Source organism: Nonomuraea candida (genome assembly GCF_000725485.1).
GTDB classification, from domain to species: Bacteria; Actinomycetota; Actinomycetes; order Streptosporangiales; family Streptosporangiaceae; genus Nonomuraea; species Nonomuraea candida.
The window spans coordinates 209,011-225,060 of record NZ_JOAG01000007.1 but is presented as its reverse complement, the minus strand read 5'-3'; the positions used below and the strand labels follow the sequence as shown (position 1 = coordinate 225,060).

At 69.7% G+C, this 16,050-nt stretch carries 18 protein-coding genes, 1 pseudogene and 1 other annotated feature; of the genes and pseudogenes, 9 read left to right on the top strand and 10 right to left on the bottom strand.

Annotated features, from left to right (window positions below; all coding sequences use genetic code 11):
* Positions 1 to 243 precede the first annotated feature (243 nt).
* A complete protein-coding gene (locus IO39_RS07375) occupies positions 244 to 450 on the bottom strand; it encodes a hypothetical protein (RefSeq protein ID WP_043617982.1) in 207 nt (68 codons plus the stop codon).
* Between the two features lie 32 nt (positions 451 to 482).
* Here IO39_RS07375 and IO39_RS59865 point away from each other — a divergent pair, with 32 nt between their 5' ends.
* Both IO39_RS59865 and IO39_RS07365 read left to right on the top strand, forming a co-directional pair.
* The gene (locus IO39_RS59865; protein ID WP_043617979.1) at positions 483 to 803 is read left to right on the top strand and encodes a transposase; all 321 of its coding nucleotides are present in this window, start codon (positions 483 to 485) and stop codon (positions 801 to 803) included.
* Positions 761 to 874, top strand: a sequence feature (AL1L pseudoknot). (Overlaps the previous gene by 43 nt.)
* The gene (locus IO39_RS07365) at positions 800 to 1,558 is read left to right on the top strand and encodes an IS3 family transposase (protein ID WP_063765230.1); all 759 of its coding nucleotides are present in this window, start codon (positions 800 to 802) and stop codon (positions 1,556 to 1,558) included. It overlaps the preceding feature by 75 nt. The genes IO39_RS59865 and IO39_RS07365 overlap by 4 nt, the downstream gene beginning before the upstream one ends.
* Positions 1,559 to 1,585: 27 nt before the next feature.
* Here the strand turns inward: IO39_RS07365 and IO39_RS07360 are convergent, their stop codons facing one another.
* From IO39_RS07360 to IO39_RS07350, 4 genes are all read right to left on the bottom strand, one after another.
* On the bottom strand, positions 1,586 to 2,872 hold the full coding sequence (locus IO39_RS07360) for an MFS transporter (protein WP_245641847.1): 1,287 nt from the start codon (positions 2,870 to 2,872) through the stop codon (positions 1,586 to 1,588).
* Positions 2,873 to 3,137: 265 nt separating this feature from the next.
* Positions 3,138 to 3,299, bottom strand: a complete 162-nt coding sequence (locus tag IO39_RS52325) for an NUDIX hydrolase (RefSeq protein WP_245641846.1) — start codon at positions 3,297 to 3,299, stop codon at positions 3,138 to 3,140.
* A gap of 99 nt (positions 3,300 to 3,398) precedes the next feature.
* Positions 3,399 to 4,064: a GNAT family N-acetyltransferase gene (locus IO39_RS07355; protein WP_043617973.1), complete on the bottom strand. Its 666-nt coding sequence runs from the start codon at positions 4,062 to 4,064 to the stop codon at positions 3,399 to 3,401.
* A gap of 10 nt (positions 4,065 to 4,074) precedes the next feature.
* On the bottom strand, positions 4,075 to 5,136 hold the full coding sequence (locus IO39_RS07350) for an NsdA family TPR-like regulatory protein (protein ID WP_500690321.1): 1,062 nt from the start codon (positions 5,134 to 5,136) through the stop codon (positions 4,075 to 4,077).
* Between the two features lie 517 nt (positions 5,137 to 5,653).
* Here IO39_RS07350 and IO39_RS07340 point away from each other — a divergent pair.
* Positions 5,654 to 6,226, top strand: coding sequence for a UCP032817 domain-containing protein (locus IO39_RS07340; RefSeq protein ID WP_245641845.1), 573 nt, complete (start codon positions 5,654 to 5,656; stop codon positions 6,224 to 6,226).
* 36 nt (positions 6,227 to 6,262) lie between these two features.
* Entirely contained in the window at positions 6,263 to 6,868 is a 606-nt protein-coding gene (locus tag IO39_RS07335; RefSeq protein WP_043617967.1) for a class I SAM-dependent methyltransferase, read from the top strand.
* 99 nt (positions 6,869 to 6,967) lie between these two features.
* Here the strand turns inward: IO39_RS07335 and IO39_RS07330 are convergent, their stop codons facing one another.
* Positions 6,968 to 7,444: a hypothetical protein gene (locus IO39_RS07330; RefSeq protein WP_052422557.1), complete on the bottom strand. Its 477-nt coding sequence runs from the start codon at positions 7,442 to 7,444 to the stop codon at positions 6,968 to 6,970.
* A 122-nt stretch (positions 7,445 to 7,566) separates the two neighbouring features.
* Here IO39_RS07330 and IO39_RS07325 point away from each other — a divergent pair, with 122 nt between their 5' ends.
* The 3 genes from IO39_RS07325 to IO39_RS55950 all read left to right on the top strand — a co-directional run bounded on the left by IO39_RS07325 (position 7,567) and on the right by IO39_RS55950 (position 9,759).
* Complete coding sequence (locus tag IO39_RS07325; protein WP_043617964.1) at positions 7,567 to 7,872, top strand: hypothetical protein; 306 nt, start codon at positions 7,567 to 7,569, stop codon at positions 7,870 to 7,872.
* Between the two features lie 266 nt (positions 7,873 to 8,138).
* Positions 8,139 to 9,449: a DHA2 family efflux MFS transporter permease subunit gene (locus IO39_RS07320; protein WP_157547991.1), complete on the top strand. Its 1,311-nt coding sequence runs from the start codon at positions 8,139 to 8,141 to the stop codon at positions 9,447 to 9,449.
* A complete protein-coding gene (locus IO39_RS55950; protein ID WP_052422555.1) occupies positions 9,400 to 9,759 on the top strand; it encodes a hypothetical protein in 360 nt (119 codons plus the stop codon). Before IO39_RS07320 ends, IO39_RS55950 begins: the two co-directional genes overlap by 50 nt.
* A gap of 1,021 nt (positions 9,760 to 10,780) precedes the next feature.
* On the opposite strand, the gene IO39_RS07315 is transcribed toward IO39_RS55950, so the two are convergent.
* Entirely contained in the window at positions 10,781 to 11,272 is a 492-nt protein-coding gene (locus IO39_RS07315; protein ID WP_043617961.1) for a MarR family winged helix-turn-helix transcriptional regulator, read from the bottom strand.
* 120 nt (positions 11,273 to 11,392) lie between these two features.
* Here IO39_RS07315 and IO39_RS07310 point away from each other — a divergent pair, with 120 nt between their 5' ends.
* Positions 11,393 to 11,965 (top strand): NADPH-dependent F420 reductase, encoded by a 573-nt coding sequence (locus IO39_RS07310; RefSeq protein WP_043617958.1) that lies wholly within the window; start codon positions 11,393 to 11,395, stop codon positions 11,963 to 11,965.
* On the opposite strand, the gene IO39_RS56665 is transcribed toward IO39_RS07310, so the two are convergent.
* The gene (locus IO39_RS56665; RefSeq protein ID WP_211266922.1) at positions 11,946 to 12,101 is read right to left on the bottom strand and encodes a hypothetical protein; all 156 of its coding nucleotides are present in this window, start codon (positions 12,099 to 12,101) and stop codon (positions 11,946 to 11,948) included. The two genes, IO39_RS07310 and IO39_RS56665, sit on opposite strands and share 20 nt — an antisense overlap.
* On the opposite strand from IO39_RS56665, the gene IO39_RS07305 reads away from it, so the two are divergent.
* Positions 12,090 to 12,779 carry an SDR family NAD(P)-dependent oxidoreductase gene (locus tag IO39_RS07305; protein WP_043618127.1) on the top strand — a complete coding sequence of 230 codons (690 nt, stop codon included), beginning with the start codon at positions 12,090 to 12,092 and terminating at the stop codon, positions 12,777 to 12,779. The genes IO39_RS56665 and IO39_RS07305 overlap by 12 nt on opposite strands.
* On the opposite strand, the pseudogene IO39_RS52320 reads toward IO39_RS07305, so the two are convergent.
* Together IO39_RS52320 and IO39_RS07300 are read right to left on the bottom strand one after the other, a co-directional pair.
* Positions 12,688 to 13,158: pseudogene (locus IO39_RS52320) on the bottom strand (transposase); the annotation flags it as partial. The gene IO39_RS07305 and the pseudogene IO39_RS52320 sit on opposite strands and share 92 nt — an antisense overlap.
* A 168-nt stretch (positions 13,159 to 13,326) precedes the next feature.
* Complete coding sequence (locus IO39_RS07300) at positions 13,327 to 15,930, bottom strand: WD40 repeat domain-containing protein (protein ID WP_043617954.1); 2,604 nt, start codon at positions 15,928 to 15,930, stop codon at positions 13,327 to 13,329.
* Between the last annotated feature and the right edge of the window lie 120 nt (positions 15,931 to 16,050).

The window sequence follows — 16,050 nt, the reverse complement described above, 5'->3', positions numbered from 1 at the left end:
AGCGGCACCAATGCCGGCGGCCTCCCCTTCCTCGGCAGCCAGATCATCGGCACCGGCTGGCAGGGCCTCACCATCGCCTCCGCCAGCACCTGAACCACCAAACCCCAGACGATCGAGCGCCACCCCGAACGGTGCCTCCCTGGTTTCCAGGGAGGCACCGTTCGGCGTTTCCGTGGGTCCGTGTGGGATGGGAACGCGGCCGGTCGGTCTCTGTCACGGCACGTTCTGGCCGTAGCGCTTCTGTTACGGCGAGGTCAGGCTGTAGCGCTTGGCTTCGACCCTGGTCGGGAGGGAGGCCAGGACGTTGCCGCCGGCGTCCAGCGCCGTACCGGTGCCCGTCGCGGTGAAGGTGTCGCTCGCGGTGACCTGGCCCTCGTTGACGCTGCGCAGCTCCCACTCGAACGCGCCCTTGAACCGGTCCGGGTTTCTTGGAGGCCCTGAAGCCAGCATGATCGTGCTGGCGGAAGGGAGAATCACACGCGATGCCAGCCCCGAGGAAGTACCCGCAGGAACTGCGCGAGCGCGCGGTGCGGATGGTGTTCGAGATCCGCGAGCAGAGCGGCAATGCGCCCGGCGCGATCGCCCGTGTGACCCAGCAGCTCGGCGTGCATCGTGAGGCGCTGCGCGGCTGGGTCCGCCAGGCCGAGGTCGACGGCGGGCAACGGCCGGGCACCTCAACCGCCGATGCGCAGCGGATCGCCGAGCTGGAGCGGGAGGTCCGTGAGCTGCGCCGGGCCAACGAGATCCTCAAGTCCGCGGCCGCTTTTTTCGCCCGGGAACTCGACCCCCGACCGCCCAGATAGTCGCCTTCATCGACGCCCACCGCGACCGGTTCGGCATCGAGCCGATCTGCCAGGTCCTGCAGGTGGCGCCGTCGACCTACTATGCCGCCAGGAGCCGGCCCCCGTCGGAGCGGCAGCGGCGCGACGAGCAGCTGACGGCCGAGATCCTGCGGCTGTGGCACGACAACTTCGAGGTGTATGGCGTGCGCAAGATGTGGAAGGCGCTCAACCGGCACGGTGTGCGGGCGGCCCGCTGCACGGTCGCCCGGCTGATGCGCCGCTCAGGACTGTCCGGCGCTGTCCGCGGTGATCACAAACGGCGCACCACCGTCGCCGAGCCGCTGAGCCCGCGCCCGGCCGACCTGGTCGAGCGCGACTTCGCCGCGCCGGCACCGAACCGGCTCTGGGTGAGCGACCTGACCTACATCCCCACCTGGTCCGGGTTCGTGTACGCGGCGTTCGTCATCGACGTCTACTCCCGGATGATCGTCGGCTGGCGGCTGACCGACCACCTGCGTACCGACCTGCCGCTGGACGCGCTGGAGATGGCCATCTGGCGCCGCGGCGGCCGGATCGACACGCTGGACGGGCTGGTGCATCACTCCGACCGCGGCTGCCAGCTGTACCTGTCCATCCGCTACACCGAGCGGCTGGCCGGCATCGGCGCGGTCAGCTCGGTCGGCCTCCACAGCGCCTGCCAGAACCTGCCGCCCGCCGAATACGAAGCCCTCTACCGAACAGAGATCAACCCAGCTACTCTCACCCCAGCCAGATAATCCGGCCTCCATCAAACTCGGCGCGGTTCACCGGTTGATCTCGATCTTTCGAAGCAACGGAACCAGTAACGGCACCAGCATCGCCACCGCTGCCACCCCGCCGCCGGTGACGGCCACCGCCGTCGTTCCGAACGCCGCGGCCAGGAAGGGGGTGGACAACTGTCCGATGGGGATGGACACAAAGGACCAGAACTCGTCGTGGGCGCCGACCCGGGAAAGCAGCCGCTCCGGGATGTGGGTGTTATGAACGGTCTCCCACACGACGGTGAAGAACCCGGCGACCACGCCCGCCACGAATGCCGCCGCAGCCAGCCAGAAGGTGCTCGCACCGGCGCCGAGCAGGATCAGCGGGACGGCGGCCAGCGACATCGAGGCCAGTGCCGGCCCCATCGGCCGCCGCACCGTCAACTTCACCATGACCGCACTGGCCAGTAGTGCCCCGACACCGCGGGCGCTCAGCACCACTCCCCAACCCGCAGCGCCGATCGTGCCCTTGGCAATCACCGGGCCCAGGATCTGCCAGACACCCATGTTGAAGCCGTTGAACACGGCAAAGGCCAACGTCACCGTCCAGATCCACGGCTGTGAGCTGAAGTAGTCCCAGCCCTCCCGCAGTTCGCCGAGCATCGTCGAGCCGCTCTCGCTGCGCGGCGGCGGCAGGTCCGGCAACGACATCCGGGCGAAGCACGCGGCCGCCAGGAGGAAGGACACCGCGTCCACGGCAATCGCCCAGCCGCCGCCCACAGAAGCGGTCAACAGGCCGGCTGCCGTCGGCCCGATGATCTGCGTGGCGTTCCTGACGGAGGCCAGCAGGGAACTAGCCGACTGAATGCCGCGTCCTGCCGTCAGATTCGCGATGATGCCGCGCAGCGCCGGCTTGGTCAGTCCCTGAAAGATGCCGTTGAGGGCGGACAGCGGCAGCAGAAACGCCGGGTGCTGGTGGGTCAGGAGGAGGAGCGCGACGCCGACCTGAGTGAGGCCGGCGCCCAGGCTGGTGAGGCACAATACGGTGTCGCGCCGATAGCGGTCGGCGATACCGCCGCCGAGTAGGAGCGCCCCGACCATCGGGACCAAGGCCGCAGTGATGACCGCCGACAGCCAGGCCGCACTGTCGGTGACCTCCAGGACGCCGAAGGCCAGGGCCACAGGCGACATGGCACTGCCAACCGTAGAGATCGACTGGCCGCCCAAAAACCACCGGAAGGCGGCTGAGCGGAGCGGCCGCCCGGACGCGGGGCCAGTATGAGATACCGGTAACGCGTCCCTTTCAGATGGTTCACGATCTCGGCTCTCTGGCGCATCTGGTGCAGGCACAAGCGGCCACCGTGCCAGCGTATGCAGGAAACCTCAAGTGGTTTTCGCAGAGCGGCCGTGCTGCTCCGAGGCGCGACCACCACTCAAACTTCGATGAGAAACGCTCAACCTTCACTGCGGAGAGATCACACACCATGACCCCGCTCAGCACATCCGGCGGGGTCATTTCACGCGACTGATAGACCTCTCGACGGTCCATTGGCGCGGCGGCTGCGGGCAGCATACTTGCCTGACGTGACTGACAGGCCTTCAAGCCGCTGACCAGCTAGAACGCTTCACAACCCCAGATAATGATGGTGCCGCCGGGCGGCGTGTAGTGCGAGCCGGTCGGGCGGTCGCGGCGGATCAGCGCGACATCGTGGCCACAGAACACCAGGGCGCCGGTGCGGATCTTGACGCGGGGGAAGGGCGTGGTCGGGTCCGTCATGGAGGCAAGCCTTGCCGAGTGCGGGTCCGGACGCCCGGTGAATGGGTGAGCGTCTGTGGAGAGGCGAGCCATGTCGTCGGTCGCGCCAGCGACCCTGGTTCAGTCGATCGCGCCCACCTGCACGCCGAACAGCTCCAGGCACTCCTGCACGCCCTCGACGGCGATACCGGGCAGCCGGTTCGACTCCCAGGCCGCCGTGTCCAGCAGCAGGCAACGCTCGACAACCCGCATGCCGTCCTGGGCGTAGACGCGACGGCCGTTGTCGACATAGCCAAGTTTGCGCGAGACCCGCTCCGAGGCCCCGTTGCCCTCCACGAAACTGGTGCGCGCCTCCAGCGCGTGCAGGTGGGCGAACGCCAGCTCCAGCACGGCAGCCCGCGCCTCGGTCCCGTACCCGCGCCCCTGGCAGTCCTGCGTGATCCAAGACCCCGTCTCGACCGACCTGACGATCGCGAAGTCGCCCGCCCACATGTTCTGCACACCGACCGCGAGGCCATCGACGCGGACGGCGAGCTGCAGGTTCCAGCTTTCCGGCCGCCAGTGGGCCAGCGCCCGCCAGTGCAACTGCAGCAGGCGCCGCTCTCGCTGCGGCGAGGGCTCATACAGGAACGCCTGCTGAAAGCGGGGCTCGCCGGCGGGTTGGAGGTCGCCGGAGGCGCGAGCCAGGTGGAGCAGATCCCGGGTGTCGGGAATGGCCAGCTCCACGCGCGGGGTCGTGATGCGGAGCCCGAGCAGCGGCCACAGGCCGGCCAGGTCGTCGCTCATGGCAGCCCGGCTACGCCGTCAGATCCAGGAAGGTGCTGACCACCGGCGTGTCTCGGTGGTCGAGCAGTCCGCCGCGCAGCTCGCGCAGGGCGCTGCTCCCGCGGGCTGAGTCGACGCCGCCCATCAGCTGCAGGACCTGCTCGGCGACCTGCACCGCGGCGTCCAACTCGCCGAGCGCCAGGTACGCCTCCGCCCGGCGGGCCAGGTAGATGGCGGCGCCGCGCGCCTCCTGGCCGCTGTCATAGGCGTCCTCGCCGTGTACGGCGGCGTCGAAGTGGTGCAGCGCCCGGCCGGCTTCGCCCAGGGTCAGGGCGGTGCTGCCGGCGAACTGGTGCAGCTCTCCGGTGTTGAGCCAGTAGAGTGCGGCCAGGTCGCCCTGGGCGGGGCCGGCCTTGCTGAAGGCGGAGAACGCCGCCTCGAGTGCCCGGTACGCCTGCAGTGGCTCGCCCATCAGGGAGAAGGCCCTGGCGCGGCGGGCGTGCAGCAGCGCCAGCACGCGCGGTGAGCTGATCCGGCGGGCGGCGAGTGCGCCGTCCAGTAGGGCGAGGGCGCCGCGCGGGTCGCCGCAGGCGTAGCGCTGGTTGGCCCAGAAGGTGAGGGTGAGCGCGCCGATCGTGTCGTCCGCGGCCGAGGCTGCGGAGCGCAGCGCGGCGATGAAGTGGCATTCGGCGTCGGCGTGGTGGCCGCTGTCGTAGGCGCACCAGCCCGCCAGGCGGCACGCCTCGGCCGCCGCGCCGTGCAGGCGGCGGCCGACCTGCTCGCTGTGGGAGGTGTCGGCGAGCAGACGGCGGATGAGCCGGATCTCGGTGGTGGCCGCGTCGTACACCCCAGTGGAGCCGATCTTGTCGTCCAGGCGGCGCAGCGCGGCCAGCCGGGCATCGAGTTCGGTGGCGACCTCGGCGCCGATCCGGCGGCCCGCCGTGGCGGCGGGCGCGGGGGCGGCCGTCGACCACTGGGCGACCAGGGCGGCGAGCGTGCCAGTGGATGTGATCAGAAAGCCTCGTCGATCCACCGGCCCTCCTACCTCGCCCAGTACTGTGAGGCTACCCGCCGGGGTCCACGGCGACTCCATAACGGCGCAATCGTCGCGAAAGGCCAGCTAGAGCCAGTCGGGCCAGCCACGTGCGTCCACCTCCTGCCGGGAGATCTGCAGTACCTCGGCCATGGCGTACTGGGTAGTACCCTCCGGCCTGTTCGCCCCGGAGACCCACCGGGACACTTTCTCCCGCCGGACGGCCATCCCGCCGAACCCCAGCGCGCGGTGCCGGTCAGCCACCAGGCGCAAGAACGTCCCGGCTGTCCAGCGCCTTCGCTTCAGAAGCGCTGCCAGCGGATGCTGCTGCGTCGCGGTGTCCACCGGGGTCGAGGCTCCCCTGGTCGAGTCGCCACCAGTGTGGTCCGCCTGGACGGCTTCGAAAAGCCCCGCCTGCCGAAAGGCAACTAAAAGCAACTAGAAGGCAACCCAAGGCAACGCTGCGGCTATTCCAGCGGCGCCGCTTCGGGGTGACCGTGAGGAGTGAGCCCGCCCCCACCGGCGCCCACCACGACGTCGGTGGGGCGGGGAGGCCCACAACCCCCAGGAGGTCCTCATGACCGTCCCCTCGGCAGCCGAGCGGTACCAGCCCCCGGCCGGCGGATGGCGCGACCCCCGCACGTTCGTCGACCCCGACGTCTGGGAGCGGCAGATCAAGCTCCTCGTCCGCGACCACCCGTGGGACGAGGTCATGGCCGAGCGGTGCTTCGGCCAGGCCATCGCCTACCTCATCACCGCGATGGAGAAGTGGGGCCAGCGCCTGGAGATCGGCTGCGGCCCGCTGATCGACCGCGCGGTGCACGCCTTCATCCTCGACACCCGCAACTATGCCGCCTTCTGCGCCAAGTACTTCAACGGCGAGTTCCTGCACCACGTCCCCGAGATCGAGTTCAAGGTCGACGGCTCGGTCGAGAAGACCGCGCACATCGTCGCCGGTAACGGCTTCGAGGTGGACTGGTCGCTGTGGGCGGCGACTTCGCCAAGTGCACCCCGTGTGCGCCGGGCACCGATTGCCACTAGGACACCAGTCGGCCAAGGGGGGCCGGACTCCACAGGGAGCCCGGCCCCCTTTCTGGTGTCGAGGTCCGGTCAATCCCCGGTGATCATCGCGCTACCCGGAGTACCGTAACGCGGGTCCTGTCACCCCCGCCCCAAGGTGCCCACCATGCCGCCTGCCGTCACCGATCGCATCGCCTACTGGGACCGCTACGCCCTCGGCATCCGCAAGAACCACGACACCGCCGAGGAGGCCCTCAAGGACGCCTTCGGCTGGACCCAGTACAGCGGCCACGGCCCTGGAGACGAGCTCCTCGGCGACCCCGCGACCGCGCTGGAACTGGGCTGCAGCCGCGGGCACGCGGTCGCCGCGCTGGCCACCAAGGGCATCTCCGCCACCGGTGTGGACCTGTCACCTGTGCAGGTCGACGGCGCCCGCCAGCAGTGGGGGCACCTGCCGAACGCGCACTCCATCTTCGGCGCGCTCTGGTTCACCGACCCCGAGCAGTGGATGCCGCTGGTGCACCAGCGCCTGGCCGCCGGCGGGCGGCTGGCGTTCTCGTGCGCCCCGGCCGTCCCGGGCAGCTACGGCATCCAGGGCATGTACGGCGCGGGCTTCACCGGCCCCCGCACGTGGATCTACCGCTGGGCCTACGAACCCGAGACGTGGGCTCAGATGCTCGTCGAGCACGGCTTCAGGGACGTCGACGCGCGCGTGGAGCCTGCACCTGATCCGGCGAATGTGGGGACGCTGCTCGTCGTGGCCAGCAGGTGAATGTGGATGGCGGACATACGGGACATCCCCGACGTCCGGCAGCCAATCACGGCGCGCACACCAGTTGACGAATCTGCAGCCGAGTCTCTACACCCTTGATCACTTGCTGCCCTTGGGGCGGCCGCGCTCGGCGGCGCGCAGCTGCTCCAGCTCGGCGCGCAACTCGATGAGCTGCGTGCTCAGCGCGGCCTGCTTGGCGCTCGCCTCCTGCAGCGCGGTGCGAGTGGCGCGGAGCTGCGTGTCCAGGTCCTCACGGGCGGCGCGCTCTCGGTCGGCCTCCTGCTCGGCGGCGTCGGCTCGGCGAGTGTGCGCGTCGCCGGCGGCGGTCAGCGCGGTGATTTCGGCCTGGTGCGACCTGAGCAGCGTCTCCCGTTCCCGTTCGGCGGCCTGCTCGGCGCGTTCGAGTGCCCGCCGGGCGTCGGCCGCGCTCTGCTCGGCGCGGGCCTGGGCGAGCTGGGCGGCCTGGATGTCGCGGGCGGCCTCGTCCCGGACGGCGCGTACCGTGTCGGCGGCCGTCGTCTTGGCCTGCTCGGCGTCGGCCCGGGCGGCTTCGGCGTCGGCGCGGGCCTGACGCACGTCGTCCTCGGCCTGGTCCTCGGCGTCCCTGGCGAGTTGGGTGGCGTGCTCGATCTTCCGCTCGGCCTCCCGCCGAATGGCGTCGATCTCCTGCTGGGCGGCGGCGCGAGCCTGCGTGGATCATGACCGAGCCGCCAGAGATCTTCCAGCGGGACGTCCTGCGCCGCCACGCGCTGCCGGACCAGTGCGCCGAGCAGGGGCCGCGCCCCGGCGACCCGACGCCGGCTATGGAGCGGGCCTGGCTGGCCCGGATCGTGGCCGCCCAGAAGGCCGCCCAGGTCGCACCCGAGGACGAAAACCTCCTGCGGCGACGAAAGATCGGCCGTTTCGCCGCAGGTGACTTCGTTGGATTCTTCGCCCTTACTACCGGGACCCCATCCCGGGGGCGCCTTCTGGCGATCCACAGGCAGACCGAACCGCTGTGTTAAGCTACACGCCGACTTCTCACCGTTGGGCTTTCCGCCTCGCCAACCAGCTTCACCCGGGTCCCGATGACGCGGGGAAGGTGGAAGTCACTCACCACATCCTGGAAAAGGGTGTTCTGTGATGGTGGCGACTCGCGTCGACCCTTGTGGTCCTTTCCGAGCTCCCGGAGATCTGCCGGGGACCGTGTCCTGGCGTTAGCGCTGCTTTGGCCTCAGTGGCTGGGCCCGTGTCACCACCTAGCAGACGCTTCCCTCAGGGAGGTTCCGGAGTGCCGGAAGTCAAATCCGCTGCACTACCGGCCACGCAGCATCCGTGGCTGGTCCTCGCGATCATGTGCGTCGGCTTCTTCATGTCGTTGCTCGACGGATCCATCGTCAACGTTGCCATCCCCACGCTGATCCACAGCATCAACGCCTCCTACGACCAGGTGCTGTGGGTCATCGACGGCTACCTGCTCGTCTTCTCGGTGCTGCTGATCACCACCGGGCGGCTGGGGGACATCTTCGGATACCGCCGGCTGTACGTGATCGGCATCATCACCTTCACCGTCGCCTCGGCGCTTTGCGGGCTGGCCGGCTCACCGCCCCAGCTGCTGACCGCCCGGCTGCTGCAGGGGCTGGGCGGAGCGCTGCTGTTCCCGCAGGTCATCTCGTCGATCCTGACGATCTTCCCGCCGCATTTGCGGGGCCGCGCGTTCGGCCTGTTCGGCGCGATTGTCGGCTTCGCTCCGATCGTTGGCCCGGTCCTCGGCGGCTTCCTGCTCACCCATCTCAGCTGGCGCTGGATCTTCTTCATCAACGTGCCCATCGGGATCATCACAGCCGTGCTGGCGCTGACCTTCGCGCCGCCCATCCGCCCGGGTCGGCAGCATCGGCTCGATGTGGTTGGCGTCGCGCTGGCCACCACTGGGCTGGGCGGCATCGTGTTCGGCCTGATCGAGGGAGAACGCTACGACTGGGGTGCCATCACCGGGCCGATCAGCATCACCTCGGTCATCGTCGTGGGCGTCGTGCTGCTGGCGGGGTTCGTTCTCTGGCAGCACCGGCAGCGGGAGGAGCCCCTGATGCCGCTGGCCCTGTTCAGCACGCGTAACTTCGCGGTCGGTAACGGGGTCGGTTTCGTCTTCCAGCTCGGCATGATCGGCATTATGTTCGTGCTGGTGCTGTACCTGCAGATGGCGCGCGGGTACTCGGCGCTGGAGACCGGCCTGGTGGTGCTGCCAAACGCCGTGCTCACCGCGGTCGGCTCGGCGTACGCCGGGCGGCTGTCGGACAGGTTCGGTGGCAAGTACATCCTGATGATGGGGATGACCCTGCTGGCCGTCGGCCTGCTGATGCTGGTTCTCATGGCCGGTTCCGTCAGCACCGTGTGGAGCCTGCTGCCCGGTTTGGCTGTCATCGGGATCGCCAGTGGTGCCGTTCGCACCACTGCAGCAGGCCACTATGGACGACATCGATCCTCGGCTGGCCGGGGCGGCCTCCGGCGTCTCCAGTACCACTCGGCAAGTCGGCGGCGTTCTCGGCACGGCCGTGCTGGGCGCCCTGCTGTCGGCCCGCCTCACCTCGAGCCTGCGGAGTGAGGCCGAGAAGCGCGCCGGTCAGCTACCGGAGAGTCTGCGCGCCCAGTTCATCGACGACAGCACCGCCGCCGCGCAAAACTACAGCCCGCCCACGCCGCCAGGCGGCCTGAACCCCGCCACGACCAGCCTGTACGAACGCGTTACCGCCGATACGTTCGCCACCGGCTTCGTCATCGCGATGCAGACCGCCTTCGTGGCGTGTGCCGTGGTCCTGGTAGCCGCCGCCCTGCTCTGCTTTCTGTTCAGCCCGCACAAGAAGTCGACGACCGAGCCCACTGGAAGGCAGGGCAAAACCGCACCGCAGGACTGACCCAGCAATGACCATGGTCGCGGCTTGATGGCCGCGACCATGGTGAGCTCCCGATCGGCGAACGCATCGCCACCGTCATCTGCCGCAACGCGCAGGACTTCGGCGGCCTCCCCGAAATGGCCACCTCTGATCAAGGCGTGAGCTCGGGTGACCGCACCCGGTGGCGTTGCCACGGTTTCCTCCTGGTAGTCGCGAGGTGATCAAACATAGTTGGGGAGCCTCTTGCGTAGCGGTCGCTAGCACATCCGGCTCCAGCCGGGCCTCCGAGCCGTTCGGCGCCGCGTACGCGAGGTCGAAGTCACTCGCTAAGACGGGCTCGTCAACGGCCGGCAGGACGGTCATAGCTGTCATCCTGACGCAGGCCGGGCGGCGATGGCCAAGACGGCCACGCTCGTGGGCCCAGCAGTGCCGGAGAGTCCGGCGCAATCGAGCAAGCTCACCCGCATCCTCGAACGGCTGAACCTCATCCACCCGGCCCGGCCGACGTGCGGTGGTTCCTGCAGCGAGCGGCAGAGTGCGGGCTGCTGGAGCACCACGGGGACCCGGGGGCCGCAAAGGCCAGGCGTCAGCACAACCGGGCCTACGGTGCGCCACTCCGCCATACCCGGCTGGCCCGGGCCAAGGCCCTGCGGCAGGAGTTGGTGGATTCGGGTAGTTGATCATCTCGCGTGACCGGACTCATGCGTCTCCTCCTCGACAAACGAGGCGACACGATAGCGACCGATCACGACGTTTTCCGATCGAACGCCCGATAGAACCACCCGCCCCACAGCCGCCTGGGGACTCATGATCCACAGGTCTTGACTCTTGCTCGCACGCCGGCCGTTCTTCACCCTGCATTTCGACGGACGGCAGCATACGCACGAAGGCCCGGCCCTTTGGGCCATGTGACGATTACCTCCAGATGCAGGGCACTGCGGACACGATCAGAGGGGATCCGTCAGCTTCAGTCCAGCCGCTTCACGAACGGCCCAAGTGTTCCTGGGGGATCTGCGGGAAGGGCCGTGGGGCAGCGTGCCGATCACATGGCTCTCTTGCGGCGGGCGGTCGGCAGTACGCGGGGACGCAGCTGGGTGCGCACATCGTCCATGATGTCGGCGAGCTGGGCGATCTGCTCGTCGGTCAGGAGGTCGACCAGGCCGTCGCGGACCGCTTGCACATGTCCGGGCGCGGTCTTCTCCAGCAGCCGCCGGCCGTCGTCGGTGATGACGACCATGGCCCTGCGCTCGTCGTCGGCGTCGGTTTCGCGGCGCAGCAGGCCGGCTTTCTCCAGCTGGGCCACCTGGTAGCTCAGGCCGCTGCGGGAGGTGATCATCAGGTCGGCGAGGTCGGTGATGCACCGGCGCTGGGGGGCGCACTCGTTGGCCCAGTGCAGGATCTCGTACTGGATCATGGTGAGCCCGGCATCCTGTCGAAGCTGCCGCTCCACGTGGCGCTGGATCAGGCCCGAGGCTTCCAGGAAGCCGGTCCAGGCGCGCATCTGCGTCTCGTTCAACCACCGCGGTTCACTCATGGGGAGAGCCTACCGGAGTTGCGTCGAATTCGACGCAACCGTACGATCATCGCTGTTGCCCAGGTGCGTCGAATTCGACGCATATGGGTGTCATCGCATCCCATCGCGAAGGGCTCTCTCATGAAGATCAGCATCATCGGCCAGGGCAACGTCGGCTCCGCTCTGGCGCGCCGTCTTGTCGCGGCCGGGCACACGGTCACCACGGCGAACTCCTCCACCGCCGCCGACCAGGTCGCGGCGCAGGCCGCCGAGGCCGAGGTCACCGTGCTCGCCGTGCCGTTCACCGCCATCGCCCAGCTCGACGCTCAGGTCAAGACCGCCCTGCGGGACAAGGTCGTGATCGACGCCACCAACCCGCTGGCGGCCGACTTCATGTCGCTGACCATCGGGCACACCACCTCGGCGGGCGAGCAGGTCGCCGCCGCCCTGCCCGGCGCCCGGGTGGTCAAGGCGTTCAACACCGTGTTCGCCGCCACCCTGGACACCCCCGGCTTGTTCCTGCCAGTGGCCTCCGACGACGAGGCCGCCAGGAAGACCGTGCTGGAGCTGGGCACCCAGCTCGGCTTCGACGCCGTGGACGCCGGCCCGCTGGCCAACGCCCGCTACCTGGAACCGGCCGTGGAGCTGCTGATCCAGCTCGCGTACGGGCGCGGGATGGGTGCGGGCATCGGCTTCACCCTGGCACGGGCGTGACGATCCCGACGGGGACGATGGGATTCCGCTCGGCGGGCGCCAGCCCGTACGAGCGGATCTCGTCCCGCGCCTGCGGCGAGAAGGCCACCCGTACGACCGAGAAGTGCGCGGGAAAGGACGAACAATGAACGATCACGACCTGTCCAGCAGGGTGGCCCTGCTCACTGGAGCCTCAGGCGGCATCGGCCAGGCACTGGGCCGGCACCTCATCGCCGCCGGCGTGAAGACCGCCTTCGTCTACGGTTCGCACGCCGGCCCGGCCCACGAACTGGTCACCCAGGCCCAGAACGCGGGAGTCGGCGCGGTCGCGCTCGCCGGCGACCTCGCCGACCCGCACGTCCCGGCCAGGCTGCTGGACCAGGCCGCCGACGCGCTCGGCGGCCCCGTGGACCTTCTGATCCCCAACGCGGGTCGCGCGCTCCAGCAGGACTACACCACGCTCGACGTGCAGGCGTGGGACCGCACGCTCGCGGTCAACCTGCGCGCCCCCTTCCTGCTGGCCCAGCACGCACTGCCGGGCATGGCCGCGCGCGGGTACGGGCGCGTGCTGTTCATGTCCTCGGTCGCCGCCTTCACCGGCGGCGTGATCGGCCCGGACTACGCCGCCTCCAAGGCCGGGCTGCACGGCCTGACCCACTTCCTGGCCGCCCGCGTCGCCTCACGCGGCGTGACGGTCAACGCCCTGGCGCCCGCTCTGATCGCCGACACGCGCATGCTGCCCGGCGACGCCGATCCCCGCGCCCTGCCCGTCGGCCGGTTCGGCCGGCCCGAGGAGGTCGCCGACCTGGCGCTGGCCGTCCTGCGCAACGGATGAACAGGGCCTGGTAGATCGCCTCGTGCGAGATGCGCATGGACTCATCATCGGGGAAGTCCACCTTGAGCCGGTTGGAGATCTGCTCAGGACTCCACGACAGCGCCCACCGGCGGTCTCGACGCCGGGGCTTGTTCCGGCCCTTCCAGAGTGAGGACCGCGGGCCGGCCACCGGTTTGCCGTCCGGCCCCTGGAGCGGACCGGCCAGCCGGGCCTGCACGTATTCCCGGAGCCGGTCATTGGCCACCAGTTTCGGCATCTTGGGGCGCCGCGCCATCAACTCGGCTTTCCACTGCGCGATCGATGCCCGGTAGTCCAGGCGGCCACCTCGCGTGGCGGCGTTACGCCGCAGTTCGCGCGAGATGGTCGAGCCGCCCGACCCCGCTTTGGGTCCGGCCTTCTTCCCGGCGAAGACCAGGTCGGTCTTCTTGGTCACCGACACGGTGACCGCCGCACCGAGCGCTTCGAGCCCCGACCGTGGCCGTCTCGAAGGACAGAGACTCGAACTCCCCCGCGAGCGCGATGCTCGTGTCGTTGACGCCCCTGGTCCTCACCACACCTCGATGTCCGTGCCGGTCGTAATGATCCGCAGGGCGCTCAGCGCGTGCCGGTGCGGATCCTCGAGCTGGGAGAGCAGCGACAGCACGGCGCTGACGTTGCCGTGCGCCGCCGCTTGAAGGGTCAGGTCGCCAAGCGCGCGGTCGCGCTGGGCACGCGGCACGTCCCGCAGGGCTGCATGCGCCGTGGCCAGCTGGTCGTCGGTCTGCTCGTCCGGGGAAAGCAGGTCATCCACCGACCGGTGGACCTGGCCCCAGAGCCGCAGCAGGTCCTCCTCGCCCAACGCGGCGATGATCTCGGGCGCATCGTGGGTGTCGAACCACCTCAGCCGGGACGGGAAGGCACCACGACTGTTGATCAGCAGCTTTCTCACCAATTGCGTGCGGCCGGTGCGGAGCAGGTAGGCCAGCCACGGATTCACCTCGAACGGCGACGTCGGGACATCTTCCCCGGCGTCTAGCAGCGCGCGGGCCTCGTCGTCCCGACGTCGTTCGAGCAAGGTCCAGACGTGCCAGAGGCGTGCGGTCCAGCCCTCGTCCTCGCGGGCTCGCGCTTTCCACCGAACGGCGTCGACGCGGCGGCCGAGAAGTTCGCAGGCGGCCGCGACCACCGTCGCGAAGCCCGGTTCCTGTTCAGCGTCGGCGAGGGCGGAGTCGTCGTAGTGGAAGATCGCGGCAGCCTCCGAGCGATGTCCGGCCGCGCCGAACGCGACGGCGAGCTTCGCGGCGTGGAACGGACGGCGGTCGCTCTCCGGGATCATCGCGGCCAGATCGCGGGCCGCGGCCGCTTCGCCGCGCCTCAGCCAGATCATCGCGGCCTGCTGGAGTGCCTCGTCGTAGCGCTCGGGATGAGCCTTGGCGGCGCGCATCGCGCGAATGAGGTCGTCGATCGTCGCGGTATTGGGCGGCGGCCATGTCCCCGGTGTGAGCGGCTGAGCGCCGCGTCCGCGGAAGGGCTCGAACGGTCCGCCAATGTGCTCGGCCGCGCTGGTGGCGTCGGGATGGACCTCCAGGTCACCCCAGTGGGCGGGCCAGGCGAAGCGCCGGTCGATCGTCCAGGCCAGCAGGCGCGACAGGTCGCCTTCCCGGCCGGGCGGGACGATCACGGTGCCGTCCTCGAACGCGGCGGCCCAGGTGTCGGCGTCCAGCGCGAGCGTCGCTTCGGGGAAGCGGTCCCTGCCATCCAGCTCGAACGGGCGAGGTACGACGGGTTCGTGGTGGAAGGCGAAGTCTCCGATGATCTCGCCGGTCTCGGCGCGGACGAAGCGCACCGCCTCCCCGCCCACCATCACGAGCACGTTGTCCGGAGTCCATTCGAGACCGAAGTAGGGGAGGTGCCCGCCGGTCTCGGGGAGTCCGTCGATGACGCGCAGGCGTTCCGGCAGCCCGCCCAGCTCCCAGATCTCGACGCGGCCTTCGCCGTTGACGAGTGCTGCGCTGCGGCCGTCCGGAGACCAAGCCCAGGGAAGCGGGTCCCAGCCGCGCGGGTGGGCGCGGTGCACGCCGATGTCCAGGTCGTGGAGCCGTTCGCCGGTCGTCCCGTCGAGGACCGTCACCCGGTCGGACGTCACGACGGCGAGCCGGCCCTCCGGTCCCCAGCGCAGGAACTCGGCCTGGGAGGGGGCGGGACGTTCGGTCAGCGTCTGGCCGGTGCCGGCATCGGCGATGACCAGCTTTCCGTCATGCTGGTAGGCGAGCAGGCGATCGTCGAGGCTCCATTCGGGCGGATCGCCGTTATGGTCGGCTCCCGTCTCCAGGATCCAGACGACCTTCCGTTCGTCGGCGTCGAGGCAGACGATCCAGCCGCCGCGCATTTCGCCGTAGATGCGGGAGCCGTCGCGCGACCAGAAGATACGGCGGAGCAGAAGTTCCGGTTCCTCGCCCCACTCGTCCTCGTAATCGCCCGGCAGGGGGCCGGTGAACTCCAGCGGCTCGGGCCCCATCTCCTCGCCGTCCGGCGGCCCGGACACCGACCCCTGTTCCATCGAGACGATGACCTGCCACATGAAGTCCGACTCGCCGCCGTAGACGAGCGCGCGCATGCCATCAGGCGCGAGCGCCATCCCCAGCGGCCTGCCGCCGCCAAAGAAGAACGCGTCGGCGATCGGCTTGTTGCCGGCGCCGAACGGGTCCCACACGCCGGTCGCGTTGGTGTTGAACTCCAGCGCGATGCGCGTGCCGTCCGCCGACCATTGCAGGCTGCGCGTGTAATCGGGGAAGCCGACGCCGCCCGCGATGCCGTCGATGGCGTTGACGCAGCGGCCGGTGGCGACCTCGAAGATCTGCAGGACGCCACCGGCGTCGTAGTTTCCTCCGGTGCCGCTGCCGACGGCGAGATATCGGCCGCACGGGCTGAGCGCGTAGCCGTTCAGCCCGCCATGGTGCACGTCGGGATGCCGCAGCCAGGCACCCGCCGCGCGGATGCGGGCGGTCGCGAAGCGGTGCGCCTCGGTGACGCCATGGACGCGCTCGAGTTCAGCGAGCGCGTCCCGCAGGGTCACGGTGTCGCGCGCGGGGTCGTAGCGGGACCAGTCGGTGGCCCGCAGGGCGGCGAGCGCCGCGGCGAGGCCGCCCGCCGGGTCCAGGGAATCGATCATGCTGGCCGACGATAACGAAGATCTCCGACATTCGCCCCCAAAGGGGGATACTGGCAGAAACGCGTCATGATCCCCCACGCACGTGGCTGGCCCAGGCGTCACCATCACGACCTCGTCGGG